The organism is Micromonospora globbae (genome assembly GCF_003610785.1).
Taxonomy (GTDB): domain Bacteria; phylum Actinomycetota; class Actinomycetes; order Mycobacteriales; family Micromonosporaceae; genus Micromonospora; species Micromonospora globbae.
In genome coordinates, this window is record NZ_RAQQ01000003.1 from 1 (window position 1) to 15,476 (window position 15,476).

Sequence of the window (15,476 nt, forward strand, 5' to 3'; positions counted from 1 at the left end):
GCCGAGGGCGCCCCAGAGGAGCCGGTCGGCGAGGCGTACTGACCCGCCCCCGCCCCGCCCCGCCCCCGCCCCCGCCCCGCCCCGCCCCCGCCCCCGCCCCGCCCCCGCCCCCGCCCCCGCCCCCGCGATCTTGCACTTTGTGCCCCGGCAAAGGGTACAAATGCCCCGAACCGGGGGCCGAAAGTCCAAGATCGCGGGGGAGTGGGGGTCAGACCAGGGCGCGCCACAGCAGGTGGAGGCCGATCGCGGTGCCGAAGACCACGATCAGGGTCTTGAGCACCACCGGCGGCAGGCGGCGGACCACCCGCGCGCCGACGTACCCGCCGAGCAGCGTCGCCGGTGCGACCACCCCGACGGCCGCCCAGTTCACCGGCCCGAAGAGGGCGAACACCACGAGCGTGGTGAGTCCCACCACCGCCGAGAGCAGGTTCTTGATGGCGCTGACCCGGGCCAGCGTGGCGTCCAGCACCAGGGCCAGCCCGGCCACCAGCATCACCCCGAGCGCCGCGCCGAAGTAGCCCCCGTACACCGAGCCGAGCGCGACCATGGTCTGCACGGTGACCGTACGGCGGCGCGGCGGGAGGTCCCGCGGGTGGCCGACGAGCCGGCGCAGCGGATCCTGGAACGCCAGCACCGCCGTGGCGCCGAGCACCAGGAACGGTACGACCACCTCGAACGCCCGCGCCGGCGTGCCGAGCAGCAGCAGCGCACCGGCGATCGTGCCGAGCACGGTGGTGGGCACCAGCCGGGCAAGGACGCGCCGGCTGGGCAGGTCCATCCAGCTCCCCGCCACGCTCGCCACGTACCCGGGGAACACCGCCACCGAGTTGCTGACGTTCGCCGGCACCGGCGGCAACCCGACCGCGATCATCGCGGGAAAGGTGATGAGGGAGCCGCCGCCGGCCACCGCGTTGACCGTGCCCGCGGCGAGGCCGGCGGCGAGCAGCAGCGCGGCGTGGGGAAGATCCATGGTCCCCCGAGGCTAGTACCCGCCCCACCCGGCCGCCCGCCGGGCCGAAGCGCCCTTTCCGCACCGCTTTTCCGGGGTGCGATGTCCGGGACGGGCCGGCAATAGCCGGCGGGTCGCCGTCGTTAGGATGAACAGCGCGACGGACGAGTCGACCGGGCGGTCGCGTCGGCGGGCCCCGGCCCGCCGCCGAGGAACGTCCGGACTCCACAGGGCAGGGTGGTTGCTAACGGCAACCCGGGGCGACCCGCGGGACAGTGCCACAGAAAACAGACCGCCGGCCCCATCGGGGACGGTAAGGGTGAAACGGTGGGGTAAGAGCCCACCAGCACCCCGGGTGACCGGGGTGGCTCGGTAAACCCCACCCGGAGCAAGGCCAAGAAAGGGTCGCCGACCGGCAGGACGACGACCCGCGCAGACGCTCGAGGGCTGCCCGTCCGATGTCTGCGGGTAGGCCGCTGGAGCCTGTCGGCAACGGCAGGCCGAGATGGATGACCGCCGCCGGCGCCGCCCCCCGGGGCGCGCCGCGCACAGAATCCGGCGTACAGGTCGACTCGTCCGTCGCCCACCAGGTCGCAGCCTCGATGAGTGGCGCAGCCCTGGAACTCACCGCGCCGTGGTTCGTCACTCGCCGACAGAACCCGGCGGTCTCGCAGCGTCAGCCCGAGACTCGACTTGTGTCCGCAGCGGCGGAGCCCGACAGCGCGCCCCTCTGGCTGGGGCGAGCTTGTCCTATCCCTGTGCTCCAATCCCGTCGTGTATGTCGTCGTCACAGGCGCGCTCGTGGAAGACAGCGCCGTCCTGCTCGTCCACCGCAGCCCCACCCGTCGGGCCTACCCCGATCTCTGGGATCTGCCCGGCGGGCACGTCGAAGCGGGTGAGTCGGAGCTACAAGCCCTCGCCCGTGAGATGCACGAGGAACTCGGTGTGCACATCGTGGCGGAATCCTCATCACGGCTGGGCGACTGGCACGCCGGCAGCGGCGAGAACGCCGTTCACGTGGCCGTCTGGCACATCGCGGACTGGACCGGCTCACCGACCAACCGCGCACCCGACGAGCACGACGACATCGCATGGGTCAGGATCAACGACCTGGACGGCCTCCCCCTCGTGCACGGCGACCTGGCGGCGTTGATCGGTTCTCTGCCCTGAGCCCGACCGGCAGCCGCGTTCATGATCTTCCGAATATCGATCCGCCGGTGAATCGATCACTCGTCATGGGTCTGCTCGGCGTCACCCTGCTTCTCGCCGGTTGTGCCGACGACCGGCCGGCGGCGAGCCGGCCCAGCCCTGACCAGGCCAGTCGCGCTGGTTGCGTGGGTGTTGCCCGGCTCGTGGAGGAGGGTGACCGCGGAGAAGGGCTGACGTGGGCGGCTGGTCGCTAAACGAAGTCGCGGTCGGGCACGGGTGATGGCTCGCGCGATCACACCCCAGACCGTCCGCTCCCAGTTGGGCCCGACCGGTCGGACGCGAACCCGATGGCGCCGTGGTGAACGCCGACGAGGGCGTCGATACAGCACCCGCCAACGCCGGCTCACCGGGACCTACCGCTAGCGCCGGATTTACCGACACCTACCGCCGGCACCTACGGCCGGCGCATGGGCGCCGCTGGGCCCACGGGTAATCCCGGATGTGCCGGCACCGGCAGCGTCGGCTCACTGGTAGCGGCGGCCGGGCCTGGTGGCGCCGGTCGGCTTGTTGACCACGGCGTCCCGGCGCCGGCGGCGAATCATGATCGACTTGGCGCCCTTCTTCAGCCTGCTCAGGATCCGGTCCTTCATCGCACGCCTCCCCTCTCGTGTCCGGTCGGATCAGGCACGGCGATTCCGCACCGAGCGACGAGGTCGCCGGGTGCGGCACGATCCGGCGCTCGCGTACCCCATGAGGCCGCAACCATTCGTGTAAGGGCGACCCGCGACGCCGGGCTCCCGACCACGGCATCGACGGCCGGGTGTGGCCCGCGCGCCGGTCGGTCGCGGGCCACGATGGACGGTGCCGGTGCGACCGGTCGGCGGACGTCGGCGTGGTCGTCCCAGACCGCGCCCACGGGCAGGAAGTACGCCCGCTCGGCGGGAGCCAGCGCCTGTGCGATGACGAGCCGGGCGTGGGCGTCGAGGTTCGGCAGCCGGTCGGGCGGGAACCACTCGACGGCCTCGGACTCGTCGTCGTTGACCCGCGCGGTGCCCCCGAGCCAGCGGCACTCGAAGCCCAGGTTGAGGTACTCGCACCGGTCCCCGTTCGGGTACGTGTACGGGTGGGAGACGACGCTGGCGAGCCGGACCGGCTCCACGTCGACGCCGGTCTCCTCCCGTACCTCCCGGACCACGGCGGTGGCCGGCTGCTCGCCCGGGTCGACGACGCCGCTCACCACCGACCAGCGGCCGTCGTCGGCGCGCTTGCCGAGAAGCAGCTCCCCGGCGTCGTTGCGGACCACCGCACTCACGCTCGGCAGCCACAGCAGGTCATGACCGACGTGCTTCCGCATCCGCTGGATGTATTCCGGTACGCCCACCCGGCGACCCTAGCCCAGCCAGCCGTGCCGGCCGGCTCGGGCTCAGCTCTGGCGGCCCGGCTCGGGTTCAGCCGGACCAGCTCAACGACCGGCCGACCCGCTCGTACTCCTTGGCCAGCTCGGCGTCGATCCGCGCCAGCCGCTCCTCGCTGAGCACCACCGCGGGCTCTTGCCAGGCGCCGCGGCGCGCCGTGGTCCCGTCCGTCCCGCGGATGCCACCGATCGCCGATCGGCGGGTGCGAAGGAGTTTCCGCCTCCCGGGGTTGTCGTTTTTGCCCGTTTCCGCCCCGCACCGGCGGGAGCGGATCTACTGTGGATGCCATCGGCGACTTGTGGTGTTCCGGTGGCGGCCGGGCGGTTCGCGATGCACAGTGATCTCATGAGCGACAGCGGACGTGGTGGGCACTACTACTGGTGCACCCGACACCACCGGGTCGAGACCGACGCCGACGTGTGTGCGGCACGGCACGTGCTCGGCCCGTACGCCTCGGCCGCCGACGCGGAGAACGCCCTGCAGCGGGTGCAGGAGCGCAACGAAGCGTGGGAGGCGGAGGACGCCCGCTGGGCCGGGGAGGACAGGTAGACGGCGCGGGACCGCCCGCGTCGAGGTACTCCGTGCTCCGCGAGGAGACACGCGAGAGCACGTCCCCAAGGAGGGAACCGAGATGGCCGTAACACCGAAGGCCACCCGCCCGGCCGCGAAACGTACGACCGCGAAGAAGACCGCCGCGGCGGAGCGGAACACGACCGCGAGCCGGACCACCCCCGCGCGCCGGGCCGCCGGCGGCGCGACCGCCGCGAAGGCGACCGGTGGGGCGGGGCGCGCCCCGGCGAAGAAGACGACCGCGGCCAAGGCCCCCGCGAAGAAGGCGGCGACCAAGGCCTCCACCACCGCCCGGAAGACCGCCACCACGGCGAAGAAGGCGCCGGCGAAGACGTCGGCCGCCGCGAAGAAGGCGCCGGCCAAGAAGTCGACCGCCGCGAAGAAGGCCGGCACGACCACGCGGAAGTCCACCGCCGCCGCGAAGAAGACCACGACCGCCGCGAAGCGGACCACCACGGCCGCGGCGAAGAAGACGACCTCGGCGGCCCGCAAGGCGACGGGCGCCGCCAAGAAGACCGCCACGGGCGCGGCGAAGAAGACCACGGGCGCGGCGAAGAAGGCTCCGGCGAAGAAGGCGCCCGCGAAGAAGGCGCCGGCCAAGCGCACCACCGCCGCCACCCGTCCGGCGGGCGGCGCCCGCGGCACCGCCGCGAAGAAGGCGCCGGCCCGGAAGACGGCCGGCGCCGCCGGGGGTACGGCGCGCAAGACGGCGGCGAGGAAGGCTCCGGCGAAGAAGTCGACGCCGACCACCGCGCGGGCCACCACCGCCCGGGGCGCGGCGGCAGCCGCCCGCAAGTCGGCCCGCTGACGCTCCGGGGGTACGCGGCGACCGCCCGATCCTGGTCGGGCGGATCGTCCGCCGCGCTGTCAGGATGGACCCCGTGGTCATCCGACGCGTCCTCGCGCCCCGCATCGACTTCGCCGCGCTGCGCCGCGAGCTGGGTCTGCCCGAGGAGTTCCCGGCCGCGGCGCGGCGTGAGGCGGACGCCGCGGCGGCCGACCCGCCACGGCCGGCGGTCGACCGCACCGACGTCCCGTTCGTGACGGTGGACCCGGCCGGGTCACGCGACCTGGACCAGGCGATGCACCTCAGCCGCCGGCCGGGCGGCGGCTACCGGGTGCGGTACGCGATCGCCGACGTCGCCGCACACGTACGCCCGGGCGGGGCGCTGGACGAGGAGACCTGGCGGCGGGGGCAGACGGTCTACCTTCCCGACGGCAACGTGCCGCTGCACCCCGAGACGCTCAGCGAGGGCGCCGCGAGCCTGCTGCCGGACGCCGACCGTGCCGCCGTGGTGTGGACCATCGACCTGGACGCCGACGCCGCCACCGTGGCGGTCACGCTGGAACGCGCCCTCGTGCGCAGCCGGGCCAAGCTGGACTACCTGGGTGTCCAGGCCGACGCCGACGCCGGCCGGCTGCCCGAACCCATCGCCCTGCTCCCCGAGATCGGCACGTGTCTCACCGCCCGGGGCCTCGACCGCGGCGCCATCAACCTTCCGCTGCCCGAGCAGGAGGTGGAAGCCGACGGCGACGGCTGGCGGCTGGTGCTGCGTGCGCCGGTGCCCATGGAGGAGCACAACGCCCAGATCTCCCTGCTCGCCGGGATGGCCGCGGCCGACATCATGCTCGCCGGGCGGATCGGCCTGCTGCGTACGATGCCGGCTCCGAAGCCGGAGGCCGTGCAGCGGCTGCGCACCGCCGCCGCCCCGCTGGGCGTGCACTGGCCGGACGGCGCCAGCCCCGGCGAGGTCATCGCGCGGCTCGACCCGGGCCAGCCCCGGGCGGCGGCGTTCATCGACCAGGCGGCGGAGCTGATGCGCGGCGCCGCGTACACCGCGTTCGACGGCGAGATCCCGCAGCAGCCGGAGCACGGCGGGGTCGCGGCCGCGTACGCCCATGTCACGGCGCCGTTGCGGCGGCTGGCCGACCGGTACGCGACCGAGGTCTGCCTGGCCCTGCACGACGGCCGTCCGGTGCCGGACTGGGCGCGCGCGGCGCTGCCCCGGCTGCCGGACGTCATGGCCACGACGGACCGGACGGCCTCCGCGGCGACCCGGGGCGCCGTCGAACTCACCGAGGCGGTGCTGCTCGCCGACCGGGTGGGCGAGGTGTTCGACGCGGCGGTGCTCGACGTCGACGCCCCGCCGAACGGACGGTCCCGGCCCCGCCCGCCGGGCGGCACCGTGGCCCTGGACGCCCCGCCGGTACGCGCCCGCTGCCTCGGCGACCTGCCGCTCGGCGAACGGATCCGGGCCCGCCTGGTCACCGCCGACCCGGCCGCCCGGACCGTACTCTTCGAACGCGCCTGATCCCGGATCCGGCCGGGCGTCGGCGGTGCGCGGCGCCGGCCGCGCGACGCGTGACCCCGGAGTCGGTCCGGACCGCGCCCGGGCCTGGAGCCGGGTGGGGCGCTCGTGTCCTGTCGAGCTGCCCCAGATGTGGGGCAGGCTGCCGCTGCCTGAACCTTGGCGGTCGGGCCGGACCCGCGGCCGTGCGGTGGGGCCGGCCGGGCCGGCGGTGCGCCAGCGGGGATTGTCACAACGGCCGGAACTGCTGACGGGCCACCGGGTTTGCGAGGATGAGCCCATGGCATACGACGCGAGCACGCTGCCCGACGTGTCCGGTCTGACCGTCGGCATCATCGGCGGTACGGGTGACCAGGGACGGGGCCTCGCCTACCGGTTCGCCCGGGCGGGCCAGACCGTGCTGATCGGGTCCCGCGACGCGGAGCGGGCCGCGCGTTCGGCCGAGGAGATCGCCGCCCTGCCCGGTGTGCCGGCGGGCACGAGCGTGGCCGGCGCGGACAACGCCGAGGTGGCCCGCCGCAGCGACGTGGTGATCATCGCGGTCCCGTGGGACGGGCACGCCGCCACGGTCGCCGGCCTCGCCGAACCGCTCGCCGGCAAGATCGTCGTCGACTGCGTCAACCCGCTCGGCTTCGACAAGCAGGGCCCGTACGCCCTCCGGGTCGAGGAGGGCAGCGCCGTGCAGCAGGCCGCCCGCCTGCTGCCCGACTCCCGGGTGTGCGCGGCGTTCAACCACGTCAGCGCGCCGCTGCTGGCCGACCCGGAGATCGACCGGATCGACCTGGACGTCCTGATCTGCACCGAGGAGCGGGACGTCGCGGCGACCGTCGCCGCGCTGGCCGCCCGGATCCCCGGCATGCGGGGCATCTACGCGGGCCGGCTGCGCAACGCCCACCAGATCGAGGCGTTCACCGCCAACCTGATCGCCATCAACAAGCGCTACAAGGCCCACGCCGGCATCCGCGTCACCGACCTGTGAGGACCCGGCCGGGCGCGGACCGGTGCGCCTGCCGGCTTCGGTGGGCCGTCCGCAGGCGGGTGGTGGGTCGGCATCTCCCGGCCGCGCCCGCGCACCTGCACGGCCGCGTCCGCCCGCTCCAGCTCGTCGATCGCCGCCGGCACCGTCGTCGTTCCCGGCGTACGGGGACGGCGACGGTGCCGGTTCCGTACGCCTAGAAGGTGTGCTCGGCGGCCGGGAACTGCCCCCCGCGGACCTCGTCGGCGAAGCGGCGGGTGGCGTCGGCGAGGGTGCCGGCCAGGTCGGCGTACCGCTTGACGAAGCGCGGCGTCCGGCCGCTGCGCAGGCCGGCCATGTCCTGCCAGACGAGCACCTGCGCGTCGGTGTCCGGGCCGGCGCCGATGCCCACCGTGGGGATGTGCAGTTCGTTGGTGATCCGCTTGGCGACCTCGCCGGGCACCATCTCCAGGACGACGGCGAACGCGCCCGCCTCCGCGACGGCCCGGGCGTCGGCGATCACCTCCTCGGCGGCGTCGCCGCGCCCCTGGACGCGGTAGCCGCCGATGGCGTGCTCGCTCTGCGGTGTGAAACCGATGTGCGCCATGACCGGGATGCCCGCCGACGTGATGGCGGCGATCTGCGCCGCGCAGCGCCGGCCACCCTCCAGCTTCACGGCGTGGCAGCCGCCCTCCTTCATGAACCGCACCGCCGTGCGCAGGGCCTGGGTCGGCCCCTCCTCGTACGAGCCGAACGGCAGGTCGGCGACGATCAGCGCCTGCCGGGTGGCCCGCACCACCGCGCGTACGAGCGGCAGCAGTTCCTCGGCGGTGATCGGGACGGTCGTCTCGTAGCCGAAGACGTTGTTGGCCGCCGAGTCGCCGACCAGCAGCACCGGGATGCCGGCCTGGTCGAAGATCGACGCGGTGTACTGGTCGTACGAGGTGAGCATCGCCCACCGCTCGCCGCGCTCCTTGGCGGCGACGAGGTCACGGGTGCGGACGCGCCGGGTCGCCGGCCCGCCGTAGAGGGCGGTCACCTCGGTCGGGGTGGATTCCACCATGACTGTCTCCTTCCTCGAGGCCGCGTACGCGGTCCCCGGGTTCCGCCGCGATCGTCGCACCGGATCGGCCGTCGGCGGCAGGGCGCAGTGGAGGATCTCACTCCCGGGACGGGTCAGCCGTCCTCACGCCAGCGGTTGGTGACCGGCAGCCGCCGGTCCCGGCCGAACGCCTTCATCGAGATCTTCGTGCCCGGGGCCGACTGCCGCCGCTTGTACTCGGCGGTATCCACCATCCGCAGCACCCGGTCGACCACCGCCGGGTCGTGCCCGGCCGCCACGAGCCCGTCGCGGCCGAGGTCGCCGTCGACGTAGCCGATCAGGATGGGGTCGAGCACGTCGTACTCGGGCAGCGTGTCGCTGTCGAGCTGGCCCGGGCTCAGCTCGGCGCTCGGCGGCTTGCCGATGGAGCTCTCGGGGATCGGCGGGGTCTCGCCGCGCCGGGCGGCGTCGGCGTTGCGCCACCGGGCCAGGCGCCAGATGAGGGTCTTCCAGACGTCCTTGACCGGGTTGAAACCGCCCACCGAGTCGCCGTAGAGCGTCGAGTAGCCCACCGCCAGCTCGCTCTTGTTGCCGGTGGTCAGCACCAGGTGGCCCTCCTGGTTCGACAGTGCCATGAGGATCACCCCGCGTACCCGGGCCTGGAGGTTCTCGACCGTCACGCCGGAGAGCGACAGGTTGGCCAGGAAGGCGTCCACCATCGGCTGGATCGGCTCGATCCGGTAGTCCAGCCCGGTCCGCTTGGCGAGGTCGGCCGCGTCCTCGCGCGAGTGCTCGGAGGAGTGCTGGCTGGGCAGCGACACCCCGACCACCCGGTCCGGCCCGAGCGCGTCGACGGCCAGCGCGGCCACGACGGCCGAGTCGATGCCGCCCGACAGGCCGAGCACCACCGACGGGAAGCGGTTCTTGTTGACGTAGTCGCGCAGGCCGAGCACGAGCGCCTGCCAGACCTCGGCCTCGTCGGCGACCGGCTCGATGAGACGGCCCACCGCCGGCGGGCCGGCCGGCGCCGGGACGCTCTCGCTGACCGTGGCCCGGACCACCCGCATCCCGTCGGCGATCTCGGTGCCCTCGGCCACCGGCTCACCGGCCGCCGGCAGCTCGACGTCGTGCACCAGCAGGTGCTCCACGAACTGCGGCGCGCGGGTGAGCAGCTCGCCGTCGGCCGAGACGATCATCGAGTCGCCCTCGAAGACCAGCTCGTCCTGGCCGCCGACCATGTTGACGTACGCGATGGCGGCACCCGCCTCGGCGGCCCGGCGGCGGACCAGCGGCAGCCGGATGTCGTCCTTGTTCAGCTCGTACGGCGATCCGTTGATGTTGACCACCAGGCCGACGTGGGCCTGCCGGGCCGCGGTGAACGGGCCGCCCGCCTGCCACAGGTCCTCGCAGATCGTCAGCGCCACGTCCACCCCGCCGACGCGCACCACGGTGAGCATGTCGCCCGGCACGAAGTAGCGGTCCTCGTCGAAGACCCCGTAGTTCGGCAGGTGGTGCTTGAAGTAGGTGGCGACCACGGCGCCGCGGTGCAGCAGGGCGGCCGCGTTGCGGGCGCCCCGGCCCGGCTCGGCGTCCCCGGAGACCTGCGGCGGGCCGTCGGCGTCCAGGTAGCCGACCACAACCGCCAGCTCGCCCAGCCCGTCGCCCGCGAGGTCGGCCGCGAGCCGGTCCAGCGCCGCCCGCGACGCCGCCACGAACGACCGCCGGAACACCAGGTCCTCCACCGGGTACCCGGTCAGCATCATCTCGGGGAACGCGACGAGGTGGGCGCCGGCGTCGGCGGCCCGCCGGGTCCAGGTGCGGACGAGGTGCGCGTTGCCGGCGAGGTCGCCGACGGTCGGGTTGACCTGGGACAGGGCGATACGCAGGGTGGGCATGTCCTCATCTTGCCCCAGGGGCCCGGGAGCGACACGGCGGGCGCGGCGAGAGACGGGCCACGCGCGGACGGGGCCCGGGACACCCCGGACGGGCCGGGTGCGGCTCGCGTAACGTCGGCGTAACCAGACCCGTGGAGACTGGTCGGTCAGGCCGCGCCGGCCCGGCCGGTGGCGGAGAAGAGTGCTGCGAGGGGTGGAAGTGGACCGTCAGCAGGAGTTCGTCCTCCGTACGCTGGAAGAGCGGGACATCCGGTTCGTCCGGCTGTGGTTCACCGACGTGCTCGGCACCCTCAAGAGCGTCTCGGTGGCCCCGGCCGAGTTGGAGGCGGCGTTCGAGGAGGGCATCGGCTTCGACGGCTCGGCGATCGAGGGCTTCGCCCGGGTCTTCGAGTCCGACATGGTGGCCATGCCCGACCCGACGACGTTCCAGGTCTTCCCGTTCGAGGGCGGGGTCAGCGGCGAGAGCGCCCGGATGTTCTGCGACATCCTGCTCCCCGACGGCAGCCCGTCCTGGGCCGACCCCCGCCACGTGCTGCGCCGGGCGCTCTCCAAGGCCGCCGACAAGGGCTTCACGTTCTACACCCACCCGGAGATCGAGTTCTTCCTGCTGGAGAACGGCCCGACGGACGGCTCCCTGCCCACCCCGGTCGACACCGGCGGCTACTTCGAGCACACCACCCACGCGGTGGCTCGGGACTTCCGCCGCCAGGCCGTGCTCGCCCTGGAGCGGATCGGCATCTCGGTCGAGTTCAGCCACCACGAGGTGGCGCCCGGCCAGCAGGAGATCGACCTGCGCTACGCCGACGCGCTCACCACCGCCGACAACATCATGACGTTCCGGCACGTGGTCAAGGAGGTGGCGCTCTCCACCGGCGTACGGGCCACGTTCATGCCGAAGCCGTTCACCGACCAGCCGGGCAGCGGCATGCACACCCACCTGTCCCTGTTCGAGGGGGAGCGCAACGCCTTCCACGACGGCGGCGACCCCATGAAGCTCTCCAAGGTGGCGAAGTCGTTCATCGCCGGGCTGCTCACGCACGCCCGCGAGTACACGGCCGTCACCAACCAGTGGGTCAACTCCTACAAGCGGCTCTTCCCCCAGGCGCTGCCGGACCGCATCACCGAGAGCCCGGCGTACGTCTGCTGGGGCCACCTCAACCGGTCGGCGCTGGTACGGGTGCCCGCGTACGGCAAGCCGAACTCGGCCCGGGTCGAGGTGCGCTCCCCGGACTCGGCGGCCAACCCGTACCTGGCCTTCGCCGTGCTGCTCGGCGCCGGGCTGAAGGGGATCGAGGAGGGCTACGAGCTGCCGCCGGGGGCCGAGGACGACGTCTGGTCGCTGACGAGCGCCGAGCGGCGGGCCATGGGGTACGAGGCCCTGCCGGAGAACCTGGCCGAGGCGATCGACGTGATGGCCGGCTCGGAGCTGGTGGCCGAGGTGCTCGGCGAGCACGTCTTCGACTTCTTCCTGCGCAACAAGCGGGCCGAGTGGGAGCAGTACCGCCGCGAGGTCACCCCGTACGAGCGGCAGCGCTACCTCTCCCTCTGAGCCGGTCGGCGGCGGGCGCGGCACTCGGGTCCGCCGCCGCTTGTGCGGCACCGCTATCGTCTCGATCACCGTGCCGGCACCGCGCCGGCCGCGCGTGACCGGGGAGGCGATCGGTGCTGGAGGATCTGCTCGGCGGGGCCTGGCAGAGCATCGTGTTCGGGGTCGTCGGGGTCGCCCTCATGGCGGCCGGGTTCCTGCTGGTGGACCTGCTGACGCCCGGACGGTTGCGGGAACTGATCTGGGTGCGGCGCAACGGCAACGCCGCCCTGCTGCTGGCCGCCAACCAGCTGGGCATCGCGGGGATCGTGTTCACCGCGGTGCTGACGAGCTACAGCGACTTCGCCAAGGGGCTCGCGTCCACTCTGATCTTCGGCCTCATCGGGCTGCTGATCATGGCGTTGGCCTTCTTCGTGCTGGACCTGCTCACGCCGGGCCGGCTCGGCGAGATCATCTGCGCCGACGAGCCGCATCCGGCGGCCCGGGTCAGCGCCGCCACGCACCTCGGCGCCGCGCTGATCGTCTGCGCCTGCATCGCCTGAGGCCCGGACCGGCCGATCCGCGGCGGCCGGCAGAGCCCGGCCGCCGCCCGGCCGTGCCCGGGGTCGGCCGGGCGTCCGGCGCGCTGTCGGCGTCGTACCCCCGGCCTAGCCTGGCGCGGTGAACCGCACCGATCGCCTCTACGCCATCGTCGAGGAGTTGCGCGCGGTGTCGCCGAGGCCGCGCAGCGCCCGGTGGCTGGCGACCCGCTTCGAGGTGAGCAGCCGCACCATCGAGCGCGACATCGGCGCGCTCCAGCAGTCCGGGGTGCCGATCTGGGCCGAGCCCGGCCGCACCGGCGGTTACGTGCTCGACCGCGCCCGCACCCTGCCGCCGGTGAACCTGACGGCAGGTGAGGCGGTGGCCATGGCGGTGGCGCTGCACCGGCTGCGCGGCACGCCGTTCGCCTCGGCGGCCGCCAGCGGGCTGCGCAAGCTGCTCGCCGTGATGCCCGCCGCGGACGCCGCCGAGGCGCACCGGCTCGCCGGCCGGGTGCACCTGATCGGCGACGGGCCAGCGGCGCCCGTCCCGGCCAGCGTCGCCGACGCGGTGCTCGCGCGGCGGGTGCTGCGCATCCGGTACGCCGACCGCGCCGGCGCCGCCTCGGAGCGCGACGTGGAGCCGCTGGGCTACCTGGGCAACCCGCGGCACTGGTACCTGCTGGCCTGGTGCCGGCTGCGCGACGGCGTCCGCGCCTTCCGTACCGACCGGATCCTGTCGGTACGACCGCTGTCGGAGCTGGTGACCCGGGAGCTGTGCCCCGACGACCTCGACATCCCTCGCGAGCGTGTGCGCCCGCTGAGCCTTGTCTGACGGGATCTGGAAACACCGACAGGACGGTGTCGCGGGCGGCCGCGAGGCTGACTCCTGACGGCGCCGGCCGGGTGGCCGGCGCGTGGAACGGGAGGACAGACATGACCGTCAGCAACGGTGTCACCTGGTTCGAGATCGGCACCGAGCGGCCGGACGAGGCGCAGCGGTTCTACGGCGACGTGTTCGGCTGGCGCTTCACGGAGGAGGGCGGCGGTGGCGCCACGTACCGGACGACCGAGGCCGCCGACGGCGGGATCGGCGGCGCGATCCGGGGCACCGACGGGGCCGCGTCGACCTACGCGATCTTCTACGTCCAGGTGACCGACGTCGAGGAGACGTGCCGGCGCGTCGAGGCGGCCGGCGGCGCGGTGGTGGTGCCCGCGAAGACGAACCCCAACGGGCTCACGTCGGCGCACCTGCGCGACCCGGCCGGCAACCGGTTCGGGGTGTTCACGCCCCCGCCGGCCCCCGGCGCCTGACGCACGGCGGGCCGGTGTGGCGGCCCCGACCGGGTGACCGGTCGGGGCCGCCGGCGTTCAGCTGCCGGTCGTACCCTCGGGGCTGCCGGAGCCGTCCCGGTCGCCGTGACCGCCCCAGCCGCCGTGCCTGCCGGGGCCGCCGAAGCCGCCGCCACCGAGGACGCCGGACTCGACCGCATCGAGGATCGCGTCGGCCTGCTCCTGCGTGAGCTTGCCGTCCTCGACGGCCTGGTCCAGCCGCTCCTCGAGTCGCGCCTGCCGGTCCTCGGCGGACGGGCGCTCGGGCCGGTCGGCCTTGTGCTGCTCGCGCAGCTTCTCCAGGGCGGCGGTCACCTTGTCGGTGGAGACGCCCAGCTCCTTGGCGAGCTCCTCGGCGAACGCCGACTGGCGGTCGGACGCCTTCTGCCGCTGGCCGTCGTCGGTCGTGCTGGCGCTCGGCGCGGGGCTGGCGTTGTCGGCGGCGAACGCCATGGTGGGCGCGGCGATCCCGACGCCGAGTACGCCCGCCGTGGCCAGACCGGCCAGGAGGTGCTTCTTCCTGAACGTGCGGGACATCAGTCCTCCAGCTCGTCGGTGTGCGTTGACGTCACCGACGGTGACCGGGCGGGCTTGACGCCACCCGTGACGAACCTGTCAGCGAGCTGGCAATCGCCGCCGCGACCAGGATCCCCGGCGAGCAGCACGAACCCGGCGAGCAGCACGAACCCGGCGGGCGGCACCAGCCCGGTGAGGAGAGCCCGCCCCGCGACCGGACAAAACGGGTTGCCCGGGCCGAGGCCGCGCGGGCAGGGTGGCCCTCGACCCGCCGACGACGAGAGGAAGCAGCGTGACCCACACCGTCATCCGCGAGATTCCGTTGACCGACCCGGGCGCCGGCCCGTACGGCATCACCGTCGGGCCCGACGGCGCGCTCTGGGTGACGTTGGTGCACGCCGGCGGCATCGCCCGGGTGGCACCCGACGGCGACGTGCGGACCTGGTCGCTCGACGCGCCGGAGAGCCGTCCGCTGATCATCACGCCCGGCCCCGACGGCGCGCTCTGGTTCACCCGCTCCGGCGACGACCGGCTCGGCCGGATCACCACGGAAGGCGACCTCAGCGCGGTCGCCCTGCCGTCCGGGACCGGGCCGTGCGGCGTCGTCACCGGCCCGGACGGCGCGCTCTGGTACGCCGGCATGAACTCCGACAGCGTCGGCCGGGTCGACGCCGACGGCACGGTGGCGACGTTCCCGCTGCCGGTGACCGGGGCGTACGCCTCGATGATGGCCGCCGGCCCCGACGGCGCGCTCTGGTGCACGCTCAACCAGGCGAACGCGATCGCCCGGGTCGCCACCGACGGCGACGTGGCGGTGCATCCGCTGCCCACGGAGGCGGCGGGCCCGGTGGGCGTCGCGGCGGGCGACGGCGCGGTGTGGTTCGTGGAGATCGCCGCCGGCCAGCTCGGCCGCATCGACCCCGAGGGCCGGATCGAGGAGTACGCGCTGCCGGACCGCTCCGCGCGGCCCCACGCGATCGTCGCCGACCCGGCCGGCGGCGCCTGGTACACGGAGTGGGGCGGCAACCGGATCGGCCACGTCGACCCGGACGGGCGGATCGAGACGTACGACCTGCCCACCCCGGCCGCCGAACCGCACGGTCTCGCCGTGGCGCCCGACGGCACGGTGTGGACCGCCCTGGAGATCGGCCGCCTGGCCCAGCTCACACCGCCGCCGTCCCGCCTCGCACCGCCGTCCCGGCCCGTCGCGTGATCATGAGGTTGGCGGGGCGAACTGTCCGGTTCGACCCCGCCAACCTCATGATCGACGGGGGAAGCGA

General features: G+C 74.1%; 17 protein-coding genes and 1 other RNA gene. 11 read left to right on the top strand and 7 right to left on the bottom strand.

Going from position 1 to position 15,476, the window contains the following annotated elements:
* Nucleotides 1-208: 208 nt before the first annotated feature.
* Nucleotides 209-970, bottom strand: coding sequence for a sulfite exporter TauE/SafE family protein (locus D7I43_RS04425; protein WP_120327102.1), 762 nt, complete (start codon nt 968-970; stop codon nt 209-211).
* Between the two features lie 144 nt (nt 971-1,114).
* Here D7I43_RS04425 and rnpB point away from each other — a divergent pair.
* Nucleotides 1,115-1,528: RNase P RNA component class A (gene rnpB / locus D7I43_RS04430), an RNA gene on the top strand.
* A gap of 195 nt (nt 1,529-1,723) precedes the next feature.
* On the top strand, nt 1,724-2,119 hold the full coding sequence (locus tag D7I43_RS04435; protein ID WP_120327103.1) for an NUDIX domain-containing protein: 396 nt from the start codon (nt 1,724-1,726) through the stop codon (nt 2,117-2,119).
* A 503-nt stretch (nt 2,120-2,622) separates the two neighbouring features.
* Here the strand turns inward: D7I43_RS04435 and D7I43_RS34045 are convergent.
* Both D7I43_RS34045 and D7I43_RS04445 read right to left on the bottom strand, forming a co-directional pair.
* Entirely contained in the window at nt 2,623-2,748 is a 126-nt protein-coding gene (locus tag D7I43_RS34045) for a hypothetical protein (RefSeq protein WP_275670812.1), read from the bottom strand.
* Nucleotides 2,745-3,479 (bottom strand): NUDIX hydrolase, encoded by a 735-nt coding sequence (locus D7I43_RS04445; protein WP_120327104.1) that lies wholly within the window; start codon nt 3,477-3,479, stop codon nt 2,745-2,747. The genes D7I43_RS34045 and D7I43_RS04445 overlap by 4 nt, the downstream gene beginning before the upstream one ends.
* Nucleotides 3,480-3,858: 379 nt before the next feature.
* Between D7I43_RS04445 and D7I43_RS04450 the strand changes: the two genes are divergently transcribed.
* The 4 genes from D7I43_RS04450 (at nt 3,859) to npdG (ending at nt 7,371) form a co-directional block, all read left to right on the top strand.
* Nucleotides 3,859-4,062: a hypothetical protein gene (locus tag D7I43_RS04450; protein ID WP_192902065.1), complete on the top strand. Its 204-nt coding sequence runs from the start codon at nt 3,859-3,861 to the stop codon at nt 4,060-4,062.
* Nucleotides 4,063-4,144: 82 nt separating this feature from the next.
* Entirely contained in the window at nt 4,145-4,891 is a 747-nt protein-coding gene (locus tag D7I43_RS04455; protein WP_120327106.1) for a histone, read from the top strand.
* Nucleotides 4,892-4,964: 73 nt separating this feature from the next.
* Nucleotides 4,965-6,395: an RNB domain-containing ribonuclease gene (locus D7I43_RS04460; RefSeq protein WP_120327107.1), complete on the top strand. Its 1,431-nt coding sequence runs from the start codon at nt 4,965-4,967 to the stop codon at nt 6,393-6,395.
* Nucleotides 6,396-6,672: 277 nt separating this feature from the next.
* Complete coding sequence (npdG, locus tag D7I43_RS04465; protein WP_120327108.1) at nt 6,673-7,371, top strand: NADPH-dependent F420 reductase; 699 nt, start codon at nt 6,673-6,675, stop codon at nt 7,369-7,371.
* 193 nt (nt 7,372-7,564) lie between these two features.
* On the opposite strand, the gene panB is transcribed toward npdG, so the two are convergent.
* The gene (gene panB, locus D7I43_RS04470) at nt 7,565-8,410 is read right to left on the bottom strand and encodes a 3-methyl-2-oxobutanoate hydroxymethyltransferase (protein WP_120327109.1); all 846 of its coding nucleotides are present in this window, start codon (nt 8,408-8,410) and stop codon (nt 7,565-7,567) included.
* 113 nt (nt 8,411-8,523) lie between these two features.
* Complete coding sequence (locus tag D7I43_RS04475; protein WP_120327110.1) at nt 8,524-10,284, bottom strand: NAD+ synthase; 1,761 nt, start codon at nt 10,282-10,284, stop codon at nt 8,524-8,526.
* Nucleotides 10,285-10,483: 199 nt separating this feature from the next.
* On the opposite strand from D7I43_RS04475, the gene glnA reads away from it, so the two are divergent.
* The 4 genes from glnA (at nt 10,484) to D7I43_RS04495 (ending at nt 13,662) form a co-directional block, all read left to right on the top strand.
* Nucleotides 10,484-11,833, top strand: coding sequence for a type I glutamate--ammonia ligase (gene glnA, locus D7I43_RS04480; RefSeq protein ID WP_120327111.1), 1,350 nt, complete (start codon nt 10,484-10,486; stop codon nt 11,831-11,833).
* 113 nt (nt 11,834-11,946) lie between these two features.
* Nucleotides 11,947-12,372, top strand: coding sequence for a DUF350 domain-containing protein (locus D7I43_RS04485; RefSeq protein ID WP_120327112.1), 426 nt, complete (start codon nt 11,947-11,949; stop codon nt 12,370-12,372).
* Nucleotides 12,373-12,490: 118 nt separating this feature from the next.
* Nucleotides 12,491-13,183 (top strand): helix-turn-helix transcriptional regulator, encoded by a 693-nt coding sequence (locus D7I43_RS04490; protein ID WP_120327113.1) that lies wholly within the window; start codon nt 12,491-12,493, stop codon nt 13,181-13,183.
* A gap of 101 nt (nt 13,184-13,284) precedes the next feature.
* Nucleotides 13,285-13,662, top strand: coding sequence for a VOC family protein (locus D7I43_RS04495; RefSeq protein WP_120327114.1), 378 nt, complete (start codon nt 13,285-13,287; stop codon nt 13,660-13,662).
* Nucleotides 13,663-13,719: 57 nt separating this feature from the next.
* Here D7I43_RS04495 and D7I43_RS04500 read toward each other — a convergent pair whose 3' ends face one another.
* A complete protein-coding gene (locus tag D7I43_RS04500; protein ID WP_120327115.1) occupies nt 13,720-14,217 on the bottom strand; it encodes a hypothetical protein in 498 nt (165 codons plus the stop codon).
* Entirely contained in the window at nt 14,217-14,381 is a 165-nt protein-coding gene (locus D7I43_RS32680) for a hypothetical protein (protein ID WP_158610070.1), read from the bottom strand. The genes D7I43_RS04500 and D7I43_RS32680 overlap by 1 nt, the downstream gene beginning before the upstream one ends.
* 107 nt (nt 14,382-14,488) lie before the next feature.
* Between D7I43_RS32680 and D7I43_RS04505 the strand changes: the two genes are divergently transcribed.
* Nucleotides 14,489-15,409 (top strand): Vgb family protein, encoded by a 921-nt coding sequence (locus D7I43_RS04505; protein ID WP_120327116.1) that lies wholly within the window; start codon nt 14,489-14,491, stop codon nt 15,407-15,409.
* The last annotated feature ends 67 nt before the right edge of the window (nt 15,410-15,476 follow it).